The organism is Bacillus sp. BSL6 (genome assembly GCF_052928345.1).
Genome location: NZ_JAVGCW010000004.1, coordinates 126,392 through 150,083, shown reverse-complemented (window position 1 = coordinate 150,083; position 23,692 = coordinate 126,392). Strand labels below are relative to the sequence as shown.

The following is a 23,692-nucleotide window of genomic DNA, read 5'->3' as shown; positions in this document are numbered from 1 at the left end:
TGAATATCTTATTTTCTTTATATTAGGTTTCAAATTCAGATTATCCCTTATTTACCATTCAGCTGCTACATTTGTAAAAGTATATTAGCACTTTAATTTAAAATTATTGATGGATTATGTACGTTTGATTTTTTGGGGTGCTTGTTATAATTACACCTTGTTTTATTAATTCTTCAGTTACTTTTGTATAGAAAAAGTGATACCACCAGATAAAAAACTCTTCATAAGTAATTTCTTTTGAGTATCTGCTGCTGGCAAAGTATTGTTTTAAAGGTTTATCGTTTTCGTTGAATAATAAGACTAAATCTTCACTGATTGTGTTTGCAATTTCGTTAAGTATAAATAAGTCTGTTGATTTAAATACAGGGATAACAGGTTGTGAATTTTGATATAAGCCTAATTTTTCGTAAACTACGTTTAAATGTAAGTTTTTTTGTCTATCTGCTGCTACGAAACCTTTTACTAATTGTTTTTTCTTATAATTAATATCAGTATTAGTGTTTTGAAAATATTCTTCAAATATTTCGTTGTTTGCTGTTATTAAATTTAATGTTGAATATCGAGAATTTCCATAAAGACCAATTTGAACTTCTCCTAAATCTAAATACGTATTACCATACATCCCGAAAGCCTCTATATCTGTTAGTTCTTGTTCTTGAATAGCATAATAATATCGTTTCTTATTTCTTAAAGGTCGTTTCTTTTTTAAATAGTTTTCTTCAATGTAATTTATTTGTCCAAAATCTAATAACACACCACTATACAATAAAAGACTATAAGATTCTCTAGATAAATGATTAAACGTGTCGATTCTTTTTGAAATATCTTCAATATGACTTGAATAGTTTTCAAAGATCTTAAGTGTTGGTTTAATTAGAGGGTCACAAAGGTTATAAAGCTTTTCTCCTTCACAAGCTGTTATAATCATACACGTTGGATAGTACCTCCCTCCTATTTGTTTCAATAGCCCCTCTGCTTCTAATAAATTAACGCGCTTTTCAAATTCATCATTCGTCCAATTTAACATCATTTTTATAGCATTTGACTCAAAACCAAGATGAATCAATACAAGTAAATATTGAAGTTTCGTTCCTTTTATTTTTATAGATGGCGAATTATCTCCAGACGAAATCATTTTTGCTTCATAAGCTGTATGTAATATATTCTCCGGACTATTATTAGTGAACATTTCATATTCCCTCCCTTACTAATAAATTCATTGTAAAATCTATGTATTTATTAAGTTCTATAAACGAAAATGAGTGTCCTCTAATAATCCCAAATTAAAAACCTTAGCATAGATATACTAAGGTTTTTTACATTTTTATAATGAATGAATTCTTTCATAGTCTTTTTTAAATTGATTATCATTTTTTAGCCAACTTTTAAAAGTTGGTTCCTTTATTTCTAATTTTAGCGATACATTTATTTTTCATATATTCCTTAAGGAAATTTTGTTTTCTCTGCTTAACAGCAGCTTGAGTTCTTTTTAGCTTTCGATCTTTTAATTGATCTAGACTTAGACTTTCTTTCTGAAATATTACAACACCTCAAATTGGCGAATCTATTACGTTAAAATCTACAGACTATCCTAGGTATGCTTGGTGGCAAAAAGTCTAATTATAATAAAAAGCGAATCTGTCTTATATAAAAGATTCGCTTTTTACTTATTGATTATAATGTATCGTTGACAAACTGATTAAACTTGTCTATTTCTTCAACAAATGGATTATGATTACTTTCTTCAAATTTAGTTAATGTTGCGTTCGGGATCAAATTTGCTATTTCACGGGAAAATATGTAGGGACATTGTGCATCATGCTTACCACAGTATATAAAGCTTGGAATTTTTATGAATTTAAGTTTCTGACGAACATCATAATCTTTATATTCAACTTCTCTAAAATAATTTAACCGATTGCCAACTGTCTTTCCGCTATTCGGCAATTTTAATGCCTCTTCAAGCTTTTCTTTCTTCTTGTACTGTACTATCATCATTTAATACATTCATAATTGATACGATTCTATTAAATTTTACATTTTTACTACAGTATATACTATCTTTATGAGATGCATATTCCTTGCTCGCCGCTGCGCCACCAACAATTATTTTCGTTAAACTTTCTTGTGCTTCAGTCGCATATACAAGAGCTAACATCCCTCCTGTCGAATGACCAGCAAACCCCCACTTATTAATATATAAAGCTTCTCGAATCGCTTCTAAATCTTTAATCGTTTCGGTCATACTATATTCACAATCATTTTTAGCCGAATCTGAATTGCCACATCCCTTTAAGTTAACTAAATATACGCTATAATGGTCAGTAAATGGGTTTGCAAAAGTATTTCCATTATCATTATACTCACTATACAAATGAGTAACGCAAAGTGGAGGTCCTTCTCCCTTTAGAAAATATTCAAACTTTCCTCTTGGAGTTTTGATAATATTTGTTGTCCACATATCGAATCTCCTATCTGAAATTTTCATTTTCTCTTAGTTTGTTATTTATAAGCAAATAGTATTATATAAAGAAGTAAGTAACCTATCCTGCTTAACCAATTTCTGATTCCTATAATTTATTAATTTATGATTAGATAAAATAAAATTATGCTCTAATATTAATTCATTGTGGAGCACTTCAACTAAAAATTTAGGTATCATCTCTCCTACGCCGTAATTATAATCACTAAGAATCCAAGAAATCTCTTTCCAATCTAGAATTCCTTCTGAGACTTTTTTTGGAGTGTGATATATAAATTCATGAAGTAACTCTACTAGATAAACATACATTCCGCCAGAATATGAAGAATTCTCCCATTTAATAATGCCTTTAAATTGAATTTGATCATGCGTAACTTTTATATTAGTCTCTTCTTTTATTTCACGAATTGCATTTTCTAGAGGTGTTTCTCCCTTTTCTATCTTCCCTCCTACCCCGTTCCACAATCCTTTTACAGGGTCATATTTTCTATTTAGCATAAGTATCTCTTCATTTCTTTTTATGAAACATAAAGTGTGCTTGTACATAATTTGATTCCTTCCTCCGTTTTTAATAAGCTCTTACTGGAGATATAAGATGGATTGCTGCAGAGTGTGTTCCTGCTTCAACTAATATCGGTCTCATAGAACCGCTGAAACTTAAAGTAACCGTTTCTTCTTTTATTGCCCTTAAAGCATCCAACATAAATCGTCCATCGAAAGATATATTGAATTGTTTTTTACCTTGAATTACATCTATCTGTTGAGTCTCAGATATTTTTCCAATCTGAGAAGCGTTAGAAGAAATTTGAATGGTAGATTCGTTTACAATTTCTAAGTTAACATTGTTATTTGCCCATTCACTTGCTAATAAGCTTGATCGATCTACCCCTTGTAACATTCTTTGTCTATCTATGTTAATGACGGTTTGAAATTCATTTGGAATGAGAGTAGAAATATTAGGATATTTCCCTTCAATTAGTCGTGAATATAACGTAGTTGTGCCGAATGTAAAAATAATGTGACTTTCTGATAGATAAATAGAAACGAATTCTAAATTGCTGTTCATTAATTTTAAAAGCTCATTAATGGTTGCACTTGGTACAATACAATTCGCTTTCATATTAGTAGAAATTAGTGTTTCACGTATAGCTAGTCTATGAGAGTCAGTTGCAGCGCATATTAATTTGTTATGGTCTAACTCGATATGTACGCCGGTAAGAACGGGTCTAGATTCATTTTTCGCTACTGCAAAGACTGTTTGTTTAAACGCATCAATCAATTGTTTTGTTTCTATTTGTATTTCTGCATGATCGTCTATTTGTGGTACGTTAGGAAATTCATTCGCTGGAAAACCATTTAAGTTTAATGTGATTTCTTCTGATTGTATGGTAATTGTTTGCTCATTCTTACTTTTTATTACTATATCGCTTGGCATTTTCTTTATAATTTCAATGAAGTATTTTGCAGGTACAACAATTGTTCCTGCTTGTAAGGTAGTCGTAATTTGTTCGTCATCCATGGAACTAGGGATGAATTTTTCGATGAAAATATTTGAATTACTTGCGATTAAAGTAATTCCAGATTGATCTGCAGTTATTTTTATACCGGATAGTATAGGAATTATAGCTTTGGTAGATATTGCTTTACTTACTTCTGAAAGTGCTTGAGTGAAATGTTTATGATTAACGATAAACTCCATTTTTTCCCCGCCTTACATGAAATGATAGTTTTATGAAGATCGATGAATGATTGTTCCGTTAAAAAAGTAAGGTACTGTTTCTTTCCTTTGTAATATATTTAATAAGTGTTCTGGTATACGTAAATGCGGTTCTGCTCTATGTAATTCCATCCAAGTAATCTCTTCAATTTCTTTTGGCCTTGTTATATTTGTTTTCCCGCCGATTATTTCACCTAAAAAATTAAAGAATATTGCATGGTGTCCTCTCTCTTCGAAAAAAGCTTCGCTAATGTAACAAATACCATTTACAGTTATATGTAGACCGGTTTCTTCTTTTACTTCTCGAATGACTGCCTCCTCTAACGTTTCTCCTAATTTAACCGCGCCACCTGGTAGTGTGTAATAAGAACCATTCTTCCCTTTGTTTTTTACCATTAAGATCTTTTCATTTGTTTTATCGTATAAAAGCGCATATGTAACATTTACTTTTTTCATCTAAGTCCACCTTCAATAACGAGAATTTTCTGTCTTTGTTACATTCTACCATTTAATCGTTTTAAAATATAAAAAAATTAATAGAGTATTTCATTTATCTACCCTTAGTAAAGGTAATAATCGATACCCCTTCATTTCTAAATAAAAAAGAGCGTATTTTGAAAGTAATTATTCAGCGTACGCTCTTTATGGTTTGATTGATTTTGGGATTCTATATATTTTCTAACCTTTTTTCAAAATAGTATCGATTATGCCCTTTAGGGTGATCTTCACTTACTCCAATTACTTTATATCCATGTTTTTTATAAAAAGCAGGTGCCTGAAAGCTAAAAGTATCTAAATTGATTAGCCTACACTCTTTTTCAATTGCAAATTCTTCAATAAGTTTTATTAACTTGGTTCCATAACCTTCGTGTCTATATTCTTCAGAAACCCACAGGAAATCAACATGTACGTGATGCCAAAATGTAATTGCAGTTATTCCACCTACTATTTCTTCATCTTCATTTTTCACTATAAAACTAATTTTTTCTGAAGGCTTTTTCTCTTCATCTGAAATATGTTTTTGATTATATTCAATTACTTTTTCTCTTATGTAATCACTATCTTCTTGGACCCATTGTTTTACTATTTTCATTTTAATCATCACGCTCCTTTTAAAGTATCTATTCAATTTAATAATCGTAATATCCTGTCTAACTCAATAGTCGTAATGCACTGTTTCATTTCGCTAAAATTGTAAAAAGCCGTACTACATTTTATTTGTAGTACGGCTTTTTACCACGTTTGATTCTTTTTAATTAAAACTTCCGTTAGTTTGAACGTATTAGTAAAATAATTCTATTGTATTACTGCGAAAAAGAATGAACATTCCTAAACCAATTAGAACGATTGGAACGATAATATTACTTTTGTTAGAACGAAGTGAGAATAGTCCTTTAATCCCCATATAAATTGGCACGAATCCTAATAATCCGATCCACGATATAGGAATGAAAAAAGAGCTTAAGGAACCAATAATACTTAGAAAAATAATTACACTAAACCCCAAATATTGTCCAATAACAATATAAAGTTCTTTTATCTTAGTTTTTCCCTGGAAAGTTCTATCTTCTTCCTTACATACTCCTGTCTTTACTTGTGAAAATAAAACAAGGAGTATAAAAATATCATCAATATTTGTTGAAGTAAATGCAATAAAAGAAGAAATTATAGTTGTAACCAAAATAAGCCAACTACCTTTATAATGAAATGTATGCCTACTAGCGAAGCGGATTAACTGTAGTTTTTTATCAATATTTTGATTCTTTTATAAAACAATATGAATATTTTACTTATCTGCTACTTGTTTCGTTAATAAATAAACCACTTTATTGCTTCTCAAATCATTTCATTTTAAATTAAGTAAGTGTATTCTTCCTACACAATGGCTAAAAAGGGAAAATTAAATGTTGTGTAATATAAAAAGAGCCCTTTATGAGGACTCTTTTTAAACTTAAGCTACTTTTCGATATAAATGTTGTGTTTCTTTTTTCTTTTCTGCTTTTGGTGGACGAATTAAAATAGATATAATGAAAGAGATAACAGAAAGAACGCCGATTATAATAAAGGTTGGTTCAAATCCTCCAAGAAGCGCCCCGATGAATGATCCTGCAAGTGCACCGAATCCGAAACCTTGGTATACAATCCCATAATTTGTACTATGGTTTTTTAATCCGAAGAAATCTCCAACAATAGCTGGGAATATAGTGATATTACCGCCAAAGCAAAAGGCAACACTTGCTACACATGCGAAATATATGCCGTAATTTAGCGGAATGAAACTTAATGTAAAGACTGACAATCCAATGATAATAAACGTTGCAGAAACGATTTTCATTCGACCTATTTTATCTGATAACGTTCCAAGAACGATTCTACCTACAGTGTTAAAAATCGCAATCATGGCGACGGCATTAGCAGCGGTTGCTGCGCTAAGTCCAACGAGCTGCACTCCGATATCTTTGACCATACCGATTAAATATAGACCGCCCATACACGATGTGAATAGCATAAAAAACAAAAGATATACTTGTTTCGTTCGCATCATTTCACGAGGTGTATAATCATTGTGTAAAGTCTCAGCTACAGTGTTACTTACTATTGCTTCACGTAAGAAGAACGATCCGATTAATACTAAAAGTAAGACGATAATCCCCCAATATAAAAAGGCTTGTGATACACCAAGGCTGTCGATCAGATTTCCGTTTATATATCTAAAGATTAAGCTGCCCATTCCATATGCTGATACAGATATACCTGAAATAAGCCCTTTCCGATTCGGAAACCATTTAATTAAATTAGATAATGATGTAATATAAGCAGTTCCATCGGCATAACCAACTACGACTCCAGCTAATAAATATAGTAATGGTAAGGAGGAAACTTGTGAACTTAGTATTAAACCGAGTCCCAGCACAATCCCTGCAGTAGCGATGAGTTTTCGAAGCCCTAATTTTTGCTGTAACTTTCCTGCAAATAATGTTGAAAATGATAAAGAGAAGCTTGTAATGGAGAAAGTTATAGCAACTGAATTAAGGTTCCATCCAAACTTACTTACAAGGGGCTGATTAAATAAACTCCATGTATAAATTGTTCCAAGCCCAATTTGAACAATGATTGTACCTAGAACAATTAATAACGGATTTATAGAAGTTTGTTTCATACTAACTGTCCCCTTCTTTTATCGTGACATGAATTTTCACAGTTAGTATAACCATCATAAAAAGCAAGATACTGCATGAAAAATGGAAATTGAATTCATGTACACAAAAAGACACTCCATTATGAAGTGTCTTTCTGCAGGTTATATTAGATTTACTTAAAGAAAGCTTTGTTAAGATAAGACATTTTCAAATGCTTATGTATATAGAGTACCAAAAGTTTTCAATCATGTGATGGGACTTAAGATGTATTTTTGATTCATCATATAGTCGGATAAACGAAAAATTAATATTCAATTTCATCAAAATCCTTCGGCTGCGGTACCGTTTGCATATTAGCTGCATCTTTTGGATCGCTATAAATTGCATTTTGTTCTGTATTTACATCCTTAATGTTTTGCTTTTTATTTTTATTTATTTTATCTTTCATTTTCTTTCACTCCTTTTCGATATAGGAGTAATTATGCCCTATTACTGTTACGAAATGTATCAACGACTAAATTACTAAATTCACGTAAATAATATAAATAATTATCACCGCCGTCGTTGTATCTTTTATTATACATTTTCGCAACAACTACATTATATTCAGGTATTACTAATATAGTTGGTCCCGTAATTCCTAATATTTGATACGAGCCTTTTGGTACACGTTCGCCTAGTTCACTTAATTGTGCAGGTTCATTTTGAACGAACCAAAACAAGCCATTTTGTGGTAGCTCTTTATTTGCATATGTTGGACTCTGCAAACTCGTAGCGATTTTTATAACTTCTTTTGGAACAATTTGTTTATCATGTATCATACCTTGATTTAGATGAAGATTGCCCCACTGTGCAAATTCTCTAGCGGAGACAAACAGATTTTTTTCAGTACCGTCATCTACTGTACCAATTTCACGAATTGCGCCTTTATTTGGATCATCAACAACTGCAACTAAATTGTCATCTTGCTGTATTCTCCATCCTGTTTCTTGGAAATTAGCAGGTTTAAACACACGCTCTTTTAACAATTCAGGAAAACTTTTTCTATATAGCTGATAAATAAGATGTGTCATCATTCTTACATTAATATCTCTATAAGCCCAAGATTGTCCAGGTTCAAATTCACGAAAAATTTTTCCGTCATTCGTTTCTCCTAAACCGTGCGAATGTGTTACTAAATGCCTTATCGTTATTTTACCAAGCAATGCATGATCAAAGTCTTTAAAATATTTTATCGCTTCATCATCAATAGAGTTTATTTTCCCCTCGTAAAGCGCATACGCTATCATTAATCCTAAATAACTTTTTCTAGCAGAAGCAACGTTAAATTGTGAAGATGCTGTTACTTTCTTGCTTGTAGATGTATTTGAGTGATAGCCACTATAATGCTCCAGTACAATTTTGTTATCTTTCATTATGCAAAGCGCTGCTGCAGAGCTATGGTTTTGTTCTTTTATATTTTCTACCCAAGAAATCAACTTATCATATGTATACAAATAAATCCCCCTTAATACACATAAAAATTACAGCTTGAAAGAAAAGTGCAAAATAGTTTTCACACCTTTCCTTCAAGCAAAATATCTTTGATGTTCTATACTTAAATGATCCACCAGTTCCAGCAATTAAAGCAACCGAAACATCCAGCGCATCCTATGCATCCGCCGCAACGACCTGCACAACCACCACATCTGCCGCCACATCCGCCACAGCGTCCACCACAACCTCCGCATCCGCCGCAACGACGTGCATCGTCTTGAATGTAGTAGTATGGATATTGACTTTGTTGTTGATCCCAATACACAACATTACCAGTTTGATAATCATTAAGGTTTAATGATTGTAGTTCTTGTTGAAACTGATTCATTATGAAACCCCTCCATTTATAAATATAAATTCCGTCCACATATTGAAGTTAATAAATTTCAATAAACAAAGTAGAAACAAATGGCTATATACTTGAATACGTACATCAACAAAATATGAACTTACACTAGGTGATGTACCTTGTTTTTCAGCCTATTTTCTTAATCTCTTTTTGCTGGACGAATTTATTATTAATAGAGGTTTTTAAAAATTACTAATCCAACAGTTTAGTAGTTCATCACTTAATTTTCTTTCTAGTAACTCTTTAACTGAAGGTTCTGGCATGATTTTATAAGTATGTAAAGCGTCTCGATTATAATCTATCCAGTGAAACGCTAAATGAGGTTCTTTAGATTTTGGTATGAAATCAATAAGTAACTCTTGTGAATCTATCTCAAAAATATGATTGATTTCATGGTGAAGAACTTCTCGATCTTGCCATTGGTTTTCTATGACTCCTAAAAATTGTTTTATACTACAATTTACTCCGAGTTCTTCCCTTAGTTCTCTTATTAATGCATTCTCAGCTGATTCGCCAACTTCAACATGACCACCTGGTAGAAAATAATGATGGCCAATATATTCAGCTACTAACAATTTTTTATCCTTAATCATAACAGCTCGTACAATATGATGAAATTTATTTTTCAATTGCTATTCCTCCCATTCATTTATTTTATATTTGATTAAAATAGTCATTTAATATCGGGATAATATAAATCATAGGTGTTTCATACGGATGAATTTTATTAATCACTTCAAGTGCATCCTTTACAAGATCCCGTTTGCACTTTATTTCAATTTTACATTCTTGCCCTTCACAAATCTGACCAATTTCCCCGTTAAAAGGTGATGCGCCTTTTAACGGTCTCCAGTATCCTTTCACAGAACTATAGGACAGACAATGATCATATTCTCCCGTTTTACAAGCACCAATTTTATTTAACTCATTCCTCAACATTTCAATGTATTCTTCAGGGATAAATACTTCAATTTTCACTTCAGTAAATTGCATAATTCATTTCACACCTTTGCTACATAATAATTAAACGAATAAGCGATATACTTGCTCGCCATCATAATCATGTCCCAATGACTGAAAACCGTAACTTTCATATAGTTTCTTTGCAGAGATATTATCTTTATGTACTGTTAATCTAATTTCTTTACACGCCTTAAACGTATTTTTTATTAAATATATACTTTCTTGTAATGCTGCTTTTCCATAACCGTTACCTTGCTGCTTTTGATCGATAATAAATCCGTTTATCCAATACATATCAGTTGTTTCTTTTACAACAGCATGCATAACAAAACCAACCATTAGATCGCCATTGTATATCGCAAATGGTTGGTATTCTACAGCGTCCCCATCTGGTTTTATATATACTTTAGCAAGTGAGACTGCTACAGATGGAACAAATTTCGTCTGATTATCTTTAACTTGCAGCTTTAAAGCATCTTCCCAATTCTCTCTCGTAACAACCTTTAACTGGATATTCAATATTTTAAACCCCTTTATTAAGAATATATTTACATATTCAACGTAGTGAAATAATTCCCTGTTTCTTAATTATAAAAAACAGGGAATTATCACTTCTAAATAGAATTTATCCAGTTATATCGCTGTACTTTTCACTTCGAATATCTTTCTTTAATGATACATGCGCTATTAAAACTCCAAGTATAGTAATTACTCCACCAACTACCGAAATAAAAGTAGGTACTTCACCTAACCATACCCAAGCTATAAAACAAGCAATTACTGGCGTTAAATATAGAGAGCTTGTTGCCTCGGAAGCACCAGTATGAGATATAATATAGGCCAATGCAATATACGGGAGTACTGTTGGAAATAAACCTAAATATATAACGCTCAAATTCACTTCAAGAGGAGCCACCAGTATTTCTTGATACATTCCCGGTAAGAAAATAAGCATACATACCGTACTAGATAAAATTGTATATATGGTAAATGGCAAGAAGCCGTACTTTTTTAAGTACGATGTTTGAAAAACGAAAAATAGACTTTCTGAAACGGCTGCTAATAATATAAATAATCCCCCGCTATTAAATTGAATAGACCCCCCTTGACTAAATGATATGAAAGTAATTCCTATAAAGCTAATTACACCACCGATCCATCCATTTGCTTTCATTTTTTCATTTAAAAAAACAAAAGCAAGAATTGCCGTTACTATAGGAGTAACTGAAACGATTAAACTTGCCGATCCAGCATTTACTGTTTTTTCACCATAGTTTAATGCGATGTGATAAAAAGTAAATCCTAAAGCACCAAATAAAAAAATCGCTGGAATATCTTTTAGATCAGGTAATCGTAGTTTGTATATAAACGAAAACAAAAGAAGTATGAATGAAGCGATTAACAAACGAAGTAAAGTAAGATGTTCAGGTGTGTAAGATTCAAGACCCATACGAATTGCCGGAAAGGCGGTTCCCCAAATTAAAATTGTAAAAGAATGAGCACATATAATTCGATAATCCCATTTTTTATAATTCATGTTTTCTCTCCCCCTTCAAACCAACCACTTTATAATTACCAATTATTTCTTCCCATCATATTTAATAGTTGATACAATGTCTTCAACCAGTTTTTTATCGTAAAAACCAACCACTTGGCATTTTTCAAGTGAGCGAAGGAGTTTTTTGATGACAACTAGTAAAAAAACGCCTAAGTATCAGCAAATAGTAGACTATATGAAAGAAAAAATTGAAAATGGAGAATGGCCAATTGGAAGTAAGATTCCTAGTCAAAGGCAGTTAGCGAAATTATTCCAAGTAAATCGCAGCACTGTAATAACTGCACTAGATGAACTTATGGCTGATGGATTGATTCAAGGGAAAATTGGAGCAGGAACAATTGTAACGAATAATACGTGGTCATTATTAGCGACGAATCCCCCGCCTGATTGGAGTGAATATGTAAAAGCCGGTATTCATAAACCAAGCAAGTTAATGGTACGAAAAATAAATGAAGCAGAAGCAAATAACAAACTTATCCATCTTAGTAAAGGCGAACTTGCTCCTCATCTTTTTCCGTTAGAAACGATGCAGTCCATTATGAAAAAAGTAAGTGAGGAATTAGATTATTTTGGATATGAGGAACAAAAAGGGTTTTATCCGTTACGTGAAGCAATAAGTAAATACGTAAAATCATTTGGAATACATGCATCACCGGGTTCCATATTAATCGTCTCGGGTGCATTACAAGCATTGCAATTAATATCAATTGGTCTTTTACATAGAGAGTCTACCGTTTTACTTGAACAACCTTCTTACTTATATTCACTTCATGTATTTCAATCAGCAAATATAAATCTATCTGGTATATCTATGGATCCTCACGGTATATTACCTAACGAGTTATTAAAACGAATTAAATACAGTCAGAAGAAAAACATTTTATATTCAATTCCTTGTTTTCAAAATCCAACAGGCATATTAATGTCTAAAGAGCGGAGAAAAGAAATATTAAAAATATGTGAAAAGGAACAGTTACCTATTATTGAAGATGATATTTACCGCGAGTTATGGATTGATGCACCGCCCCCAGATCCTTTAAAATCAAGGGATAAACATGGACATATATTATATATTGGTAGTCTCTCTAAGACGCTTACCCCAGGACTTAGAATTGGATGGGTTATCGGTCCAGAACCCGTTATTGATAGATTATCAGATATAAAAATGCAAACAGATTATGGATCAAGCTCCTTATCCCAAAGAGTTGCTGCTGAATGGATAAATAAAGGGTTTTATGAGGAACATGTAGCGAACGTAAGAATTAAACTAAAAGAAAGAAGACAAATAATGATACGAGCTTTACATAAGTATTGTACAGATATTGCCACCTGGGATATACCTAGTGGTGGATTATTTATATGGCTAAAGGTAATACCTAGCATTCCGATGAAGAAATTATTTTCAGAGGCACTATCAAAAGAAGTTCTTTTAAACCCAGGACGTATATATGAAGAAGAATCAGACCGGTATATTCGTTTATCATATGGATATGCTTCTTCAGAGCAAATGACTAACGGGATTAAATTGTTGAGTGAATTAATTCGTAAGCTAACGGCATAACAAAAACTCCTCTTTTTCTATAGAGGAGTTTTTATGTATCTTATTTACCACAATCTCATTTCCTGCCCTAATAAAATAAGTGCTTCATAAGGATCCCCGTTAATGTTTAATACTTGAGCAAAAGCAGGTTCTGTTTTTAAACCATTCTCTTTTAAGCGAAGAATTTCTTCTCTTATATGGGGATGCTGCATTAATAACATGTGCTCTACTATCATATGTCTATATGCATTTTGGTTACGAACTGGCTTAGGCTGAGCAAATAATTCAAATTCAAAACCTTCAAATTCAAAATTTACTTTTATCGATTCGGTATTTTTAATTTTTTTCTTTTTTATTCTGAACCCTTCATAAGAGCCATATAAAGATCTCATTTCTTGTTCAAAAACATCAAAGTTATGTACTTCCATTACTATATCTAAGTCAGATTGAAGCGTATCAATTCTTATAGGAATTGTCCCGCAAAGAACAGGGCTATACAAAGCTAAATCCTCCATTATGTTTAGTTTATTTAAAACATCATATACTTTTTGTTGCTTGTCATTCCCTGATTGTAAATATGTAATAGATGTAAACATGGAAGTCTCTCCTTCATTTCACGTAATACGTGTTTCACTAAATTCAAGAAAATTTGTCCGTTTAAATTTGTTCTAAGAGTACCTTTATTTCAATATATTAAGACGAACAAACGATGTTTTTCAACTTTTCTCCTATACTGCAATACTATAAAAATAAAAAAGGAGGAATTATTATGAGCATTTTTAACATTCTTTTAACCATCCACATATTATTTGGAACAATATGCTTAATTACCGGTATTTTAGCGATGGTTGCTCAAAAGAAGAAAGGAAAACATACGGAATGGGGTGAAATATATCATGCATCCTATGTTGTGATCACCCTTACTGCAATTATACTATCCATTATAAACTGGGATAAAATCGCATATTTATTTTATGTAGCAATTTTCTCTTATGCTTTTGCGATTTATGGCTACCTTGCACGAAAAAAACGTTGGAAAAATTGGCTTCATCACCATATTAGAGGTATGTTAGGTTCTTATATAGGTGCGGTAACCGCACTTTTAGTAAACGTCGGTATTCATATTCCCATAATTAATTTATTGCCGCCTATATGGTTTTGGTTTTTGCCTACATTAATCGGTATTCCTCTCGTAGCCAGTGTATCAAAAAAATATAAAAAGCGTAGTTAAAATTCATTACATTTTCGTTACTTTCTGATGATTATTATGAAAAATCATACTCAATGTAATATTTTATTTATAAATTGAAGGTCGTATTGCTTTAAGTTAGTCACTTAGAGCTAAATAAAAAGAATCCAATAAAAGTATTGGATTCTTTTTCGAATTTCATTTTAATGTAGGCTCTATGTATTCAATAATATTACCATCCGGATGACGAATTATCATTTTCATACCTGTGGGTACTTGTATTGGTTCAGTAATCATTACGCCGTTATAGTTTAAGATTAGTTCTTTTACTTCGTTGAGATCATCAATTACAATCGTTGCAGCAACATGATTCTTAACTGTTTCTTTTAATTCTTCAATTAAAAGTAAATTTGTAAATCTAATCACATGAGTTCCGTTCATTTGAAATTCGTGTGGTTTTTCTTGCTTTAATAGTATTTTGTAAAATTCTAGATGAGTTTGTAAGTCTGAAACATAAAGGCGTGGAACAACAGCTAATATATTCATCCTACTTACACTCCTTTTTAGTTTAACTAAATTAATTTAATTATATATTACTCGAAAACCTCTATAAACTATGACATTAAAAATAATATCTTTAATTAAGACTTTAATAATGAATGTAAACGATCCGGATAATTCGTAAACATCCCGTCAACGCCCCATAAAATTAGCTTTTTCATGTCTGTTTCATTATCTACAGTAAATGGATGAACTTCTAATCCATGTTTCTTTATTCTCTTTACATAAGCTGCATCAATATATTTGTAGTTCATCCCAAGACCGATGCAGTATGTTTTATACTTTTTTATCTCTGATTCAGTTAATTGAACTGCCTTTTTGTAAGATAGTAATTGGACTAGAGGTATATTAACATGTAAACTACGTAGCTTTTGCAAACTTTCTTCACTAAATGATTGAATAATAACTTTATCCTGTATTTCATAATGATTGATAATTTCTAATAACTTTTCTTCCATTCCTGGATATTCATCAGGTGATTTTGTTTCAATATAATAGTTCGCGTCATGCCCAAACACTTCAATTACTTCTTCCAGTGTTGGAACTTTAGCATTTTCGTATTCTTTCTTTGCTAAATTTGGATGTTTTTCATTAAAAGAAGAACCTGCCTTTAATTGCTTTAATTCTTCTAATGTATATTCCTTAACTAGCCCTGTACCGTTTGTAGTACGATTTACTGTTTCATCATGCATAGCTACTAAATGTCCATCTTTTGTCATTTGAAGATCTATTTCTATATAATCTGCTTTTAATTGTTGTCCTAATGTATAAGCTGGTATTGTATGTTCCGGCGCATACGCAGAGGCGCCTCTATGTGCAATATTTTTTATGTGATTTGATTGATTAATAGCTTTCGTGTACTTAAGTTCATTTACTTTATGATAAACAAAAGTACCTATTACTAGAAAGGCGCAAATGATTGTAACGATATAAATCTTTTTCATAATGATGTATTAGCTCCTACATGAAAGCAATTTGGCTTGGATAATTTATTCAAATAAATGTCGATTTTCAAATACAGTCATTTGTCCAACAGATTGAAAACCAGCTTTTTTATAAATATTAATCCCATCAGGTGAAGCTTGTAATACGCATTGAGCAACGTTTAATTCCTTTGCTTCTTGCAGCAAGTAATGAAACATAGTAGAGCCAAATCCTTTTCCCCTCATGCTTTCTTTCGTTGCTATATCATAAATACCAATACTATCTTTTGTACATACTAATGAACCAACCGATATGACTTCATTTTTATAAAGTCCTAAGTACAGGTTCATATTCCCACTATTCCATAAGTCGAAAGACGCAGCTTGATTGTAGAATGCTTGTACATGTATACCTTCCTCTGATGAACCAAACAAATTAGCTAACGTTTCTCCAAACTTTTTAATTTGTTCTGGTGAAGATGCTTTTTGTATTGTAAAACCTACTGGCATGTTTATTGTCGGATGAATTGTATTTAATTCTGCGACCATTGCAATATTCTGTTCTGCTTCTTTTAAGTCCAGTTTTATTAATTCGCTTTTTATAGTCTGCTCGTACCTATCATCCCAAAACCAAACACTCATTGGATATTTCTTTTGATTATAGTACGCTACCTCCTTATATAATTTCTCGATATCTTCCGTTACATTATTGTTTAGTAAAGTAATGATATTAAATGTATCTGCAGGTAAACCACAGTCGACAGCGATGTAATCCTTCGTTTCTTTCACATTCATTCCCTGTGCCTGCCGCGCAATATATGAAGTTTTATATGTAAAATTATCTATTAGTAACTTTTTAAAATTCATTTATTTTGCCCCTTTCATAAAAATTCAAATTCGAATCTTTCAGTATTAAATATAACATATAAGAAATATACCTATTTCTATAAAAATATCTCTATAAATCACTCTTTGTCTTCTAAAAGAATTAAATATGATATAACGTTGTCGGAATGAAAAAAGTGGTATATAATAAATATTAACATTACTAGTAATTATTTTAGGTATTCCTAGAATAAAGGAGCGATACATATGAAAATTACTATTTATTTCGGAAGTCATGAAGATCAAGATGTTCGTACAATGGACTGTCATTTAGATGTAGAAGATACGGAAGAGATTGTTTCTGTATCATAATATAAATTGTATGGATGAACCCTCTTCCCTACAGCGTTTAAGACACCTCTTACAGGTGTCTTTTTTGTTGTTTTTTCGTCAAAAACCCTTTACTTTAGAGCGTTTTAATAGTAAAATATAAATATACGAACAAATGTTCTTTTTATTTTATTTGTACATGAAGGGATGATTTTTACAATGGCTCAAGCAAAGCGCAGAGGAAGAAAAAAGCAAACACCTATCATTTCAAATACAGGCTTTATCGGCTCTGTCTTTATTGATACATTGGAGTTACAAAAGAAATCCTATTATTTCGCCCGTAAAAAACTTCAAATTGTTCATCACGTATTAGATGGTCTATCTGGGGCAACAAGCTCTCTATTTAAAGAGCATAACATTTCAGCATACATGTCTTGTGTATATTTACATAAACAAAAGAAAATCGGATTTGTTCTTTCAACGAAGCCTTTTGAACAAAGTGACGGTGTTGCTTACTTTATAAATTATTTAATCGAAAAGAATTTTTACGGTAACGAGGAAGTAGAATATCAAGAAGTATATAATACAGGTTTTATTGGTGTAGTATTCGCCGATTTATGTAGTATAGATCGTTTTAATTTCGAGTTTGAAATGGGTATGTTAACGAAATTAATGAAAGATATGATTATTCCGGTTAAAGAACTCTTTTTACGCCACAATGTACCGGCATACATTTCCACTTCTCATCTAGAGGAACAAAACAAATTAGGTTTCGTTCTATCTATAAAACCGTATGATGAACGTGCAGAAGCAGATTTATATTTTGAGGCATATTTAAAAGAACGCGGGTTATTTATTGGTGATGAGGAAGACGATATTGATAAGATTGTTATTAGAAAAACAGCTGAATTACGATAGATAAGCGCAGGATGATGATCCTGCGCTATTTCGATATTATTTAATTACGTTCAACACTATACCCTTTTGAATGAATTTCTAAATTCAATTTATTTGAGTAAGCCTGATTTAAAATAAGAAATACGATCCCTCCTCCAATTGGAAGCGTGTAGGATGGAATATGATTTAATAATAGACCTGATAATGCCAGTGCTATCGGCTGCATCAGTTTACCTAAACTTAATCCAATACTAAGCACTCTGCCCCTATATTCATCTGGAATCTCTCTTTGCATAAAATAAATTAAAGGGATATCAATTAATGCTATCATTAACCCTAAAAAGAACATAATGGCGCAGTACATGGTCACAAATACAATTTTATTCACTTCAATACTTTTGAATAGAACAGGTGCACCTGAAACTATCATAAAAATTGCCACCATAAAACTTGTTTTTTTCAATAGATAGGAATAAGAAAAACGATTCGTTATCTTTTTTACTATTATTGCACCAACTATCATACCTATTGGAAAAGTCCCTTGGATCAAACCAAATTGTTTAGAACTAAGATTGAGAACTGTATTCATAATGTATGGCAATGGAACAGTTACAGAAAATCCCAGAAAAAAATTAAGTGAAATTAAAATACGAAACGTATTTTTTAAGCTTTCCCGCTCCATTAAGTAAGAGTATCCCTCCTTTATATCTTTCATAAAATTAATTTCCCTTATTGAACATTCCTTATTTATGTATTGCTCGCACAATTTAAAGTTGATAAACAATATGGATATAGCTGAAAGGATAAATGAAATACCGTTAATAATTATAAAAGTTTTCATATCAAAGACTGCAAAAACAATGCCACCTAACATAGGCCCTAGAATTAAAGATATAGAGTCGATAATTTTACTTATAGAGTTAAGACTCATTAGTCTCTCTTTAGAGACGATATTTGGTTTTGCAGCCTCTAAACCTATTCCAAAAAATGTTGTAAATACTGTCATAAGAAAGGTAGTAGTATAAATGATGAATAAGTTTAACCCATAATAGTTGCTTAATATATAAACAGTTATTAATAAGCATCCGCTTAGTACATCCATACAAACGACGAGTTTCTTTTTATCAACCTTATCAGCAATTACACCGGCAAATGGATTCATAACAATCATTGGAATCGTTCCTAAAATAAGCGTAATCGCGAAGTTTAAAGCAGATCCGGTTATTTGTAATACATACAATCCTAATGCGAAACTATAAATAGAGCTACCGAATATTGATACGGTTTTTGCAATTGAATATAAACAAATATTTCTTAGTTCTTGGTTGCTTGTTTTATTTTCTATATGTAACCGTAAACTTGCCATAGCTTTTCCCCCTGTCTAATTTTGTATTACGTACATTGTAAGTTCTTGGGTCAACCCAATCGCAATATGTACGATTTGAATAATTTTAAGGGGAAATAAATAAAAGATGGGGTTAACCCCATCTTTTTCCGAAAAATGAATATGTATAAATTTCTTCACCTTGAACAAAGAAATCCTCGTACTTTCCGCCTCGTTTCAAATAATTTGAAGTACTTTCATCAATGGGTTGAAACTGTAGATTTTGGAGTTCTTTCTTTATTTTTGAAAGTGTAAAATTTGCTCGAAAGTTATTTGTAATTTGGCTATTTAAGCTGAAATTTTTAAATAAAATAAATAAACTTAATAAATAACAATCGGATTTAAAAAGTGGGTTTAATTCGTGAAGTAAAAAATCCTCATGTTCAAAACTATAATTGCTCGTACCAGAGTGATCAATTACAATATCTACTGACCGATTTTGAATAGGGATGTTCAAAAAATCCGCACAGATAAAGAGAATATTTCTTCTCGGATTTCTTCTCGCTAATACATCTTTTAAAAATAAAAGTTTATTGAAATCTCGATCCACTGCGATATATAGGCAATCTTCGGGTAGTTCTTCATAAATGCTCCTCAAAAAGAACCCAAGTCCTGATCCTATATCTAGTATTAATTTGTTATTTAAATCTAAATGTATTAGTTTCTTTTTCGCCCATTCCCCTTCTCTATGCATATTTTCCAAATATGCATTATCAGTTTCATGAATATAATCCGAAATAATATTTTCAAGTGACGTTTTCTCATTTGCTTTAAATAATTTCCCAGCAGATATAATTCCTGAAGTAATAATGTATTCTTCTCCACAATTACAAATTAACTTTCCTTCAATAATTTGATTGTTATTAATAATTCCATCTTGAAGAATTAATTTTTTACTGCACTTAGAACATGCCAGTAAATGTAGTACACTTAAATCTATCCCTATAATTGTATTGGAAGTTTCATTTGTTAATAATAAATCATGTAACACTCCCTTTAATTTATCCCGTTTCTTCTCCAAAAGTTCTATTTCCTGTTCCATCTTGTCATATTTCAGTTTAAATAAAGATTGGTAAAAAGTATCTTTTTCGTAATTCATAGATTTCGCTAAATGTTTATAAAAAAATAGTTCTTTAATTTCATTCAAGCTAAATCCTAGATCTTTGTAATGTATTATAAGTTCTAAATCTGTTTGACAATACTCATCAAAAAAATAATGGCCTCCCTTTTTTTCAGGAATAATAAGACTGAGATCCATATAATGTCTAATCGTATCAATACTTATGTTATTTACTTCTCCAAACTTACCGATTTTCATAATATCCCTACCATTTAAATATTTTTTTATATAGATTTCTATTTTTATCTTTAAAAATCCTTTCCCCTTTTTTTATCAACATTATTTACGGAATGAACAAATGGTATTATTTATATTGTTGTGCCTAATAATATAACATGCAACTTTTGGTTTTATGTATGTCAAATTATGAGTATCAAAAATATTAAACCTCAATAGATTTATTATTTTCTACTTAATGAAATGTACCTGTAAATGGACATTATAGCATTACTTTATTGAACTATTAAAGTAGGATTACTGTAGAAGATTACATAGGGGTAAAGTGATATGTTCTGTATTTTAGGTTGTATAATGTTCACATAACGTCTCATTATCGGTAGTAAGGAAAAAGGCGGAATCTTCAATTAGGGTGATGATATAATTAAGTGGGAATTTACTTTATTTTATAATTTATGAGGTGAAAAATGGACTCTTTAGAATTAAATAAATCTAAATATATTATCTCGAACATCAAAGATATTCTGTATAAAAAGCTTATTCTTGATAAACCGCTAACCAAAGATGAGATGAAAAAATTAAACCTAGTTAATCCTACTGTATGCGAAAATGAGAAGTATCTCATACAGGCACGGTGGTTTTGTAGCATGAATATTGGAGAGTGGGAAGATGTAGATATTATTATTCAAGGAAATAATGAAAATCCCAATGTGGAGATTATCGATATGGCAGAAAAAATATTCAATGAATTCTATCTCCATATAAGCTGTGCATTAAAATATTTACAGAAATTCTTTCCTAATCAAGAAATGAAGGACTACTACCTATCTACAATATCTTTTGGAAAGATGGCTAATATTGACGATTATATATTGCCAGGTTTTAGTTTAGCGTTTATTTATGAAGGTTCCTATGAGTTTCAGTATAAAGTAAAATTTAAAGACAATGGATGGCCGATCGGTTTTGAAGGTGGGCCACTTTAATAATCATAGATAAATTTTCTTATCGGGGTCCCGCCACATGCCCATCAACTTAAGAATTTTATAACACCCCAAAACAAAAAATGTACATTTTCACATAAAGAAATCAATTTTCAAGTTTTGGGGGTATTTGTATTTCGTAGCTTGATAGCGATGGAGTAGCGTCAGGAAAATACCGATTTACAACGATAAGGGAATTCCAAATTAAAAAGCCCAACTTCTCTGCAAATCAAAATAGAGAAATTGAGCTTTTTAGTTATTTCATTTTTTTATTGAATTCATTAACTGGAAGAAGTATTCAGGTTTATGAGTCTTATTTAGGTTATACCATGAATGTAATGTATCTGGTGTAAATACATCTATTTTTTTCAGTACCTCCATTGCAAATTCCAGAGGAGCTATTCCTGATGCAGTAACTAAATTCGTATCAGATACCGCAGATCCCAACTCATAGAACTTTTCTCCTTTATAGTTAGGACATACCATTTTAGTATATTCTAAGTTATTACTTGTATGCTTTCTAGTATCCAAATATCCCATATTCGCGAGGGCATCAGTTGCACCACAAATTGCAGCAACAATAGTGCCAAGCTTTAAAGCTTGGCCAATTCTTTCTAAGATAGGTTGATGAATTTCTTCACCCCAAGTAGTCCCTCCTGGTAAAATTAAAAGATCTTTACTCTCAAGAGTACATTCATCAAGGGAAATATCTGTTTTTATGCTCAGCCCTCCCATAGTAGTAATCATTTCTTTATTAGCTCCTACTGTAATTACTTTTAAAGGTGCTAAATCTTTTTTGAAATATCTTCCTGAGTTTAGTTCAGCAATTAAATATCCATATTCCCAGTCCGACATTGTATTAAATACATATAAAAAAACTTTTTTTGTTTGCATCTAATAACACTCCAATCACAATTTATATAGCTATTATAATATAACTTCCCTGACAGTTAACGTCAGGGAAGTTATCATACTTGATGAAATTTTATTAATTCAGACAGAACTTCAATAATTCTCTTCTTAAGACTTATTGGCTCAATAACTTTAATAGATTTATTGTACGGTAAAAGTAAATAAGGTACATATTTATGTATCATATCTTTGTCCAGAAGAAAAACTGCTTGATTTGAAGTCCGTTCTTGTAAATAATGTCCTAAAAACCAATGTTGGCAAATATCAGCCAATACACTTTTATCCCCATTAATAACCAAAGAAATAATACTTTCCTTATCTTCTATAGTTGGAAGAAGACTTTTTATAAAAAAGTCACTTGCTGAAAAATTTTCTGGCTGGTTAAACTTATTTTCGGTTAGCATTAGACTTTCAATTCGATCTACTCTAAAACTACGGATATCATTCCTAAGGTGACAAAATCCAATCACATACCACTTATTATTCCAATAGATAATTCTGTATGGATCGACCAATCTATAATTTAATTGCTTTTCGCCACTTTTATAGTAAAGAATTTTTACTGAGTACCCGTCAGCTACGGCCTGCTCCAACTCCTTCAAAAAAGTTTCTATAGAGAGTGAACTTAATCGACTTATTACTTCAAGACTAGTTAAATGTTGGTTTATCTTTGTTTCTTGCTCTTGATTTGAGTATTTACTTAGTTTTGAAATGGCCCTATTTAATGCTTCACCTCCATAATATCCGGCTTCTTCTGCAAAAACAGCAGCGTGATATAGTGAAGTTTGCTCCTCAAAATCAAAAAAAAGAGGAGCCTCTATAAAATTGTTCAATAAAGTGTATCCACCGTTATGTCCTGGTTCTGAAATTATAGGTACGCCACTAGTTGAAATTGTATCAATATAACGATACACAGTCCTTATATTTATCTCTAACTTTTCTGAAATTTGCTTTGCAGTAATTTTTTCACCTGAACGAAGCATCCATAGAATTGCTAGCATATTGTCAATTTTAGGCATATAATTCCACCTCTATATGAAACTTATTTTCTATTATATATTTCTGATTTTTGGTATAACTCATCAACTGTTCCTTTCCAATGGCTTTCT

Annotated in this window: 26 protein-coding genes and 2 pseudogenes; 4 read left to right on the top strand and 24 right to left on the bottom strand. The window is 31.4% G+C overall.

Features of this window, described 5'->3' with window-relative positions:
- Window positions 1–103: 103 nt before the first annotated feature.
- From RCJ96_RS14810 to RCJ96_RS14735, 16 genes and pseudogenes are all read right to left on the bottom strand, one after another.
- Window positions 104–1,189, bottom strand: coding sequence for a hypothetical protein (locus RCJ96_RS14810; protein WP_416504546.1), 1,086 nt, complete (start codon window positions 1,187–1,189; stop codon window positions 104–106).
- Window positions 1,190–1,324: 135 nt separating this feature from the next.
- A pseudogene (locus RCJ96_RS14805) lies at window positions 1,325–1,538 on the bottom strand (endonuclease); the annotation flags it as partial.
- Between the two features lie 136 nt (window positions 1,539–1,674).
- Window positions 1,675–2,461: pseudogene (locus RCJ96_RS14800) on the bottom strand (alpha/beta fold hydrolase).
- Between the two features lie 45 nt (window positions 2,462–2,506).
- Entirely contained in the window at window positions 2,507–3,028 is a 522-nt protein-coding gene (locus tag RCJ96_RS14795) for an NUDIX hydrolase (protein WP_242303829.1), read from the bottom strand.
- Window positions 3,029–3,050: 22 nt separating this feature from the next.
- On the bottom strand, window positions 3,051–4,181 hold the full coding sequence (gene dnaN, locus RCJ96_RS14790) for a DNA polymerase III subunit beta (RefSeq protein WP_416504545.1): 1,131 nt from the start codon (window positions 4,179–4,181) through the stop codon (window positions 3,051–3,053).
- A gap of 30 nt (window positions 4,182–4,211) precedes the next feature.
- Window positions 4,212–4,655, bottom strand: a complete 444-nt coding sequence (locus RCJ96_RS14785) for an NUDIX hydrolase (RefSeq protein ID WP_416504544.1) — start codon at window positions 4,653–4,655, stop codon at window positions 4,212–4,214.
- Window positions 4,656–4,866: 211 nt separating this feature from the next.
- Window positions 4,867–5,292, bottom strand: a complete 426-nt coding sequence (locus RCJ96_RS14780; protein ID WP_074609453.1) for a GNAT family N-acetyltransferase — start codon at window positions 5,290–5,292, stop codon at window positions 4,867–4,869.
- A 189-nt stretch (window positions 5,293–5,481) separates the two neighbouring features.
- Window positions 5,482–5,880 (bottom strand): cadmium resistance transporter, encoded by a 399-nt coding sequence (locus RCJ96_RS14775; RefSeq protein ID WP_242303831.1) that lies wholly within the window; start codon window positions 5,878–5,880, stop codon window positions 5,482–5,484.
- Between the two features lie 270 nt (window positions 5,881–6,150).
- Complete coding sequence (locus tag RCJ96_RS14770) at window positions 6,151–7,359, bottom strand: L-lactate MFS transporter (RefSeq protein ID WP_000815154.1); 1,209 nt, start codon at window positions 7,357–7,359, stop codon at window positions 6,151–6,153.
- A 284-nt stretch (window positions 7,360–7,643) separates the two neighbouring features.
- Complete coding sequence (locus RCJ96_RS14765) at window positions 7,644–7,787, bottom strand: hypothetical protein (protein ID WP_000653324.1); 144 nt, start codon at window positions 7,785–7,787, stop codon at window positions 7,644–7,646.
- A 31-nt stretch (window positions 7,788–7,818) separates the two neighbouring features.
- Window positions 7,819–8,835: a serine hydrolase domain-containing protein gene (locus tag RCJ96_RS14760; RefSeq protein ID WP_074609451.1), complete on the bottom strand. Its 1,017-nt coding sequence runs from the start codon at window positions 8,833–8,835 to the stop codon at window positions 7,819–7,821.
- Between the two features lie 101 nt (window positions 8,836–8,936).
- The gene (locus tag RCJ96_RS14755; RefSeq protein WP_001071388.1) at window positions 8,937–9,203 is read right to left on the bottom strand and encodes a heterocycloanthracin/sonorensin family bacteriocin; all 267 of its coding nucleotides are present in this window, start codon (window positions 9,201–9,203) and stop codon (window positions 8,937–8,939) included.
- A gap of 203 nt (window positions 9,204–9,406) precedes the next feature.
- A complete protein-coding gene (locus RCJ96_RS14750) occupies window positions 9,407–9,853 on the bottom strand; it encodes an NUDIX domain-containing protein (RefSeq protein ID WP_074609449.1) in 447 nt (148 codons plus the stop codon).
- Between the two features lie 25 nt (window positions 9,854–9,878).
- Entirely contained in the window at window positions 9,879–10,217 is a 339-nt protein-coding gene (gene cutA, locus RCJ96_RS14745) for a divalent cation tolerance protein CutA (RefSeq protein WP_001160784.1), read from the bottom strand.
- A gap of 30 nt (window positions 10,218–10,247) precedes the next feature.
- Window positions 10,248–10,706 carry a GNAT family N-acetyltransferase gene (locus tag RCJ96_RS14740; protein ID WP_416504543.1) on the bottom strand — a complete coding sequence of 153 codons (459 nt, stop codon included), beginning with the start codon at window positions 10,704–10,706 and terminating at the stop codon, window positions 10,248–10,250.
- Window positions 10,707–10,812: 106 nt separating this feature from the next.
- Window positions 10,813–11,724, bottom strand: a complete 912-nt coding sequence (locus tag RCJ96_RS14735) for a DMT family transporter (RefSeq protein WP_416504542.1) — start codon at window positions 11,722–11,724, stop codon at window positions 10,813–10,815.
- 145 nt (window positions 11,725–11,869) lie between these two features.
- Between RCJ96_RS14735 and norG the strand changes: the two genes are divergently transcribed.
- A complete protein-coding gene (norG, locus tag RCJ96_RS14730) occupies window positions 11,870–13,306 on the top strand; it encodes an efflux pump transcription regulator NorG (protein ID WP_446699810.1) in 1,437 nt (478 codons plus the stop codon).
- Window positions 13,307–13,350: 44 nt separating this feature from the next.
- Here the strand turns inward: norG and RCJ96_RS14725 are convergent, their stop codons facing one another.
- The gene (locus RCJ96_RS14725) at window positions 13,351–13,881 is read right to left on the bottom strand and encodes a DUF4269 domain-containing protein (protein WP_074609446.1); all 531 of its coding nucleotides are present in this window, start codon (window positions 13,879–13,881) and stop codon (window positions 13,351–13,353) included.
- Between the two features lie 173 nt (window positions 13,882–14,054).
- Here RCJ96_RS14725 and RCJ96_RS14720 point away from each other — a divergent pair, with 173 nt between their 5' ends.
- Window positions 14,055–14,516: a DUF2306 domain-containing protein gene (locus RCJ96_RS14720; protein ID WP_000021734.1), complete on the top strand. Its 462-nt coding sequence runs from the start codon at window positions 14,055–14,057 to the stop codon at window positions 14,514–14,516.
- Between the two features lie 156 nt (window positions 14,517–14,672).
- On the opposite strand, the gene RCJ96_RS14715 is transcribed toward RCJ96_RS14720, so the two are convergent.
- From RCJ96_RS14715 to RCJ96_RS14705, 3 genes are all read right to left on the bottom strand, one after another.
- On the bottom strand, window positions 14,673–15,020 hold the full coding sequence (locus RCJ96_RS14715) for a VOC family protein (protein ID WP_074609442.1): 348 nt from the start codon (window positions 15,018–15,020) through the stop codon (window positions 14,673–14,675).
- A gap of 95 nt (window positions 15,021–15,115) precedes the next feature.
- Window positions 15,116–15,979: a glycerophosphodiester phosphodiesterase gene (locus RCJ96_RS14710; protein WP_270796524.1), complete on the bottom strand. Its 864-nt coding sequence runs from the start codon at window positions 15,977–15,979 to the stop codon at window positions 15,116–15,118.
- 45 nt (window positions 15,980–16,024) lie between these two features.
- A complete protein-coding gene (locus RCJ96_RS14705) occupies window positions 16,025–16,825 on the bottom strand; it encodes a GNAT family N-acetyltransferase (protein WP_416504539.1) in 801 nt (266 codons plus the stop codon).
- Between the two features lie 507 nt (window positions 16,826–17,332).
- On the opposite strand from RCJ96_RS14705, the gene RCJ96_RS14700 reads away from it, so the two are divergent.
- On the top strand, window positions 17,333–18,031 hold the full coding sequence (locus tag RCJ96_RS14700; protein WP_000035795.1) for a hypothetical protein: 699 nt from the start codon (window positions 17,333–17,335) through the stop codon (window positions 18,029–18,031).
- A 40-nt stretch (window positions 18,032–18,071) separates the two neighbouring features.
- On the opposite strand, the gene RCJ96_RS14695 is transcribed toward RCJ96_RS14700, so the two are convergent.
- Window positions 18,072–19,376, bottom strand: coding sequence for an MFS transporter (locus RCJ96_RS14695; protein WP_416504538.1), 1,305 nt, complete (start codon window positions 19,374–19,376; stop codon window positions 18,072–18,074).
- A 112-nt stretch (window positions 19,377–19,488) separates the two neighbouring features.
- Window positions 19,489–20,712, bottom strand: coding sequence for a MerR family transcriptional regulator (locus tag RCJ96_RS14690; protein ID WP_416504537.1), 1,224 nt, complete (start codon window positions 20,710–20,712; stop codon window positions 19,489–19,491).
- 446 nt (window positions 20,713–21,158) lie between these two features.
- Here RCJ96_RS14690 and RCJ96_RS14685 point away from each other — a divergent pair, with 446 nt between their 5' ends.
- Window positions 21,159–21,674 carry a hypothetical protein gene (locus RCJ96_RS14685; RefSeq protein WP_416504536.1) on the top strand — a complete coding sequence of 172 codons (516 nt, stop codon included), beginning with the start codon at window positions 21,159–21,161 and terminating at the stop codon, window positions 21,672–21,674.
- Window positions 21,675–21,932: 258 nt separating this feature from the next.
- Here the strand turns inward: RCJ96_RS14685 and RCJ96_RS14680 are convergent, their stop codons facing one another.
- Together RCJ96_RS14680 and RCJ96_RS14675 are read right to left on the bottom strand one after the other, a co-directional pair.
- Complete coding sequence (locus RCJ96_RS14680) at window positions 21,933–22,565, bottom strand: type 1 glutamine amidotransferase family protein (protein ID WP_416504535.1); 633 nt, start codon at window positions 22,563–22,565, stop codon at window positions 21,933–21,935.
- Between the two features lie 74 nt (window positions 22,566–22,639).
- Window positions 22,640–23,602, bottom strand: coding sequence for a helix-turn-helix transcriptional regulator (locus RCJ96_RS14675; protein ID WP_416504534.1), 963 nt, complete (start codon window positions 23,600–23,602; stop codon window positions 22,640–22,642).
- Window positions 23,603–23,692: the final 90 nt, after the last annotated feature.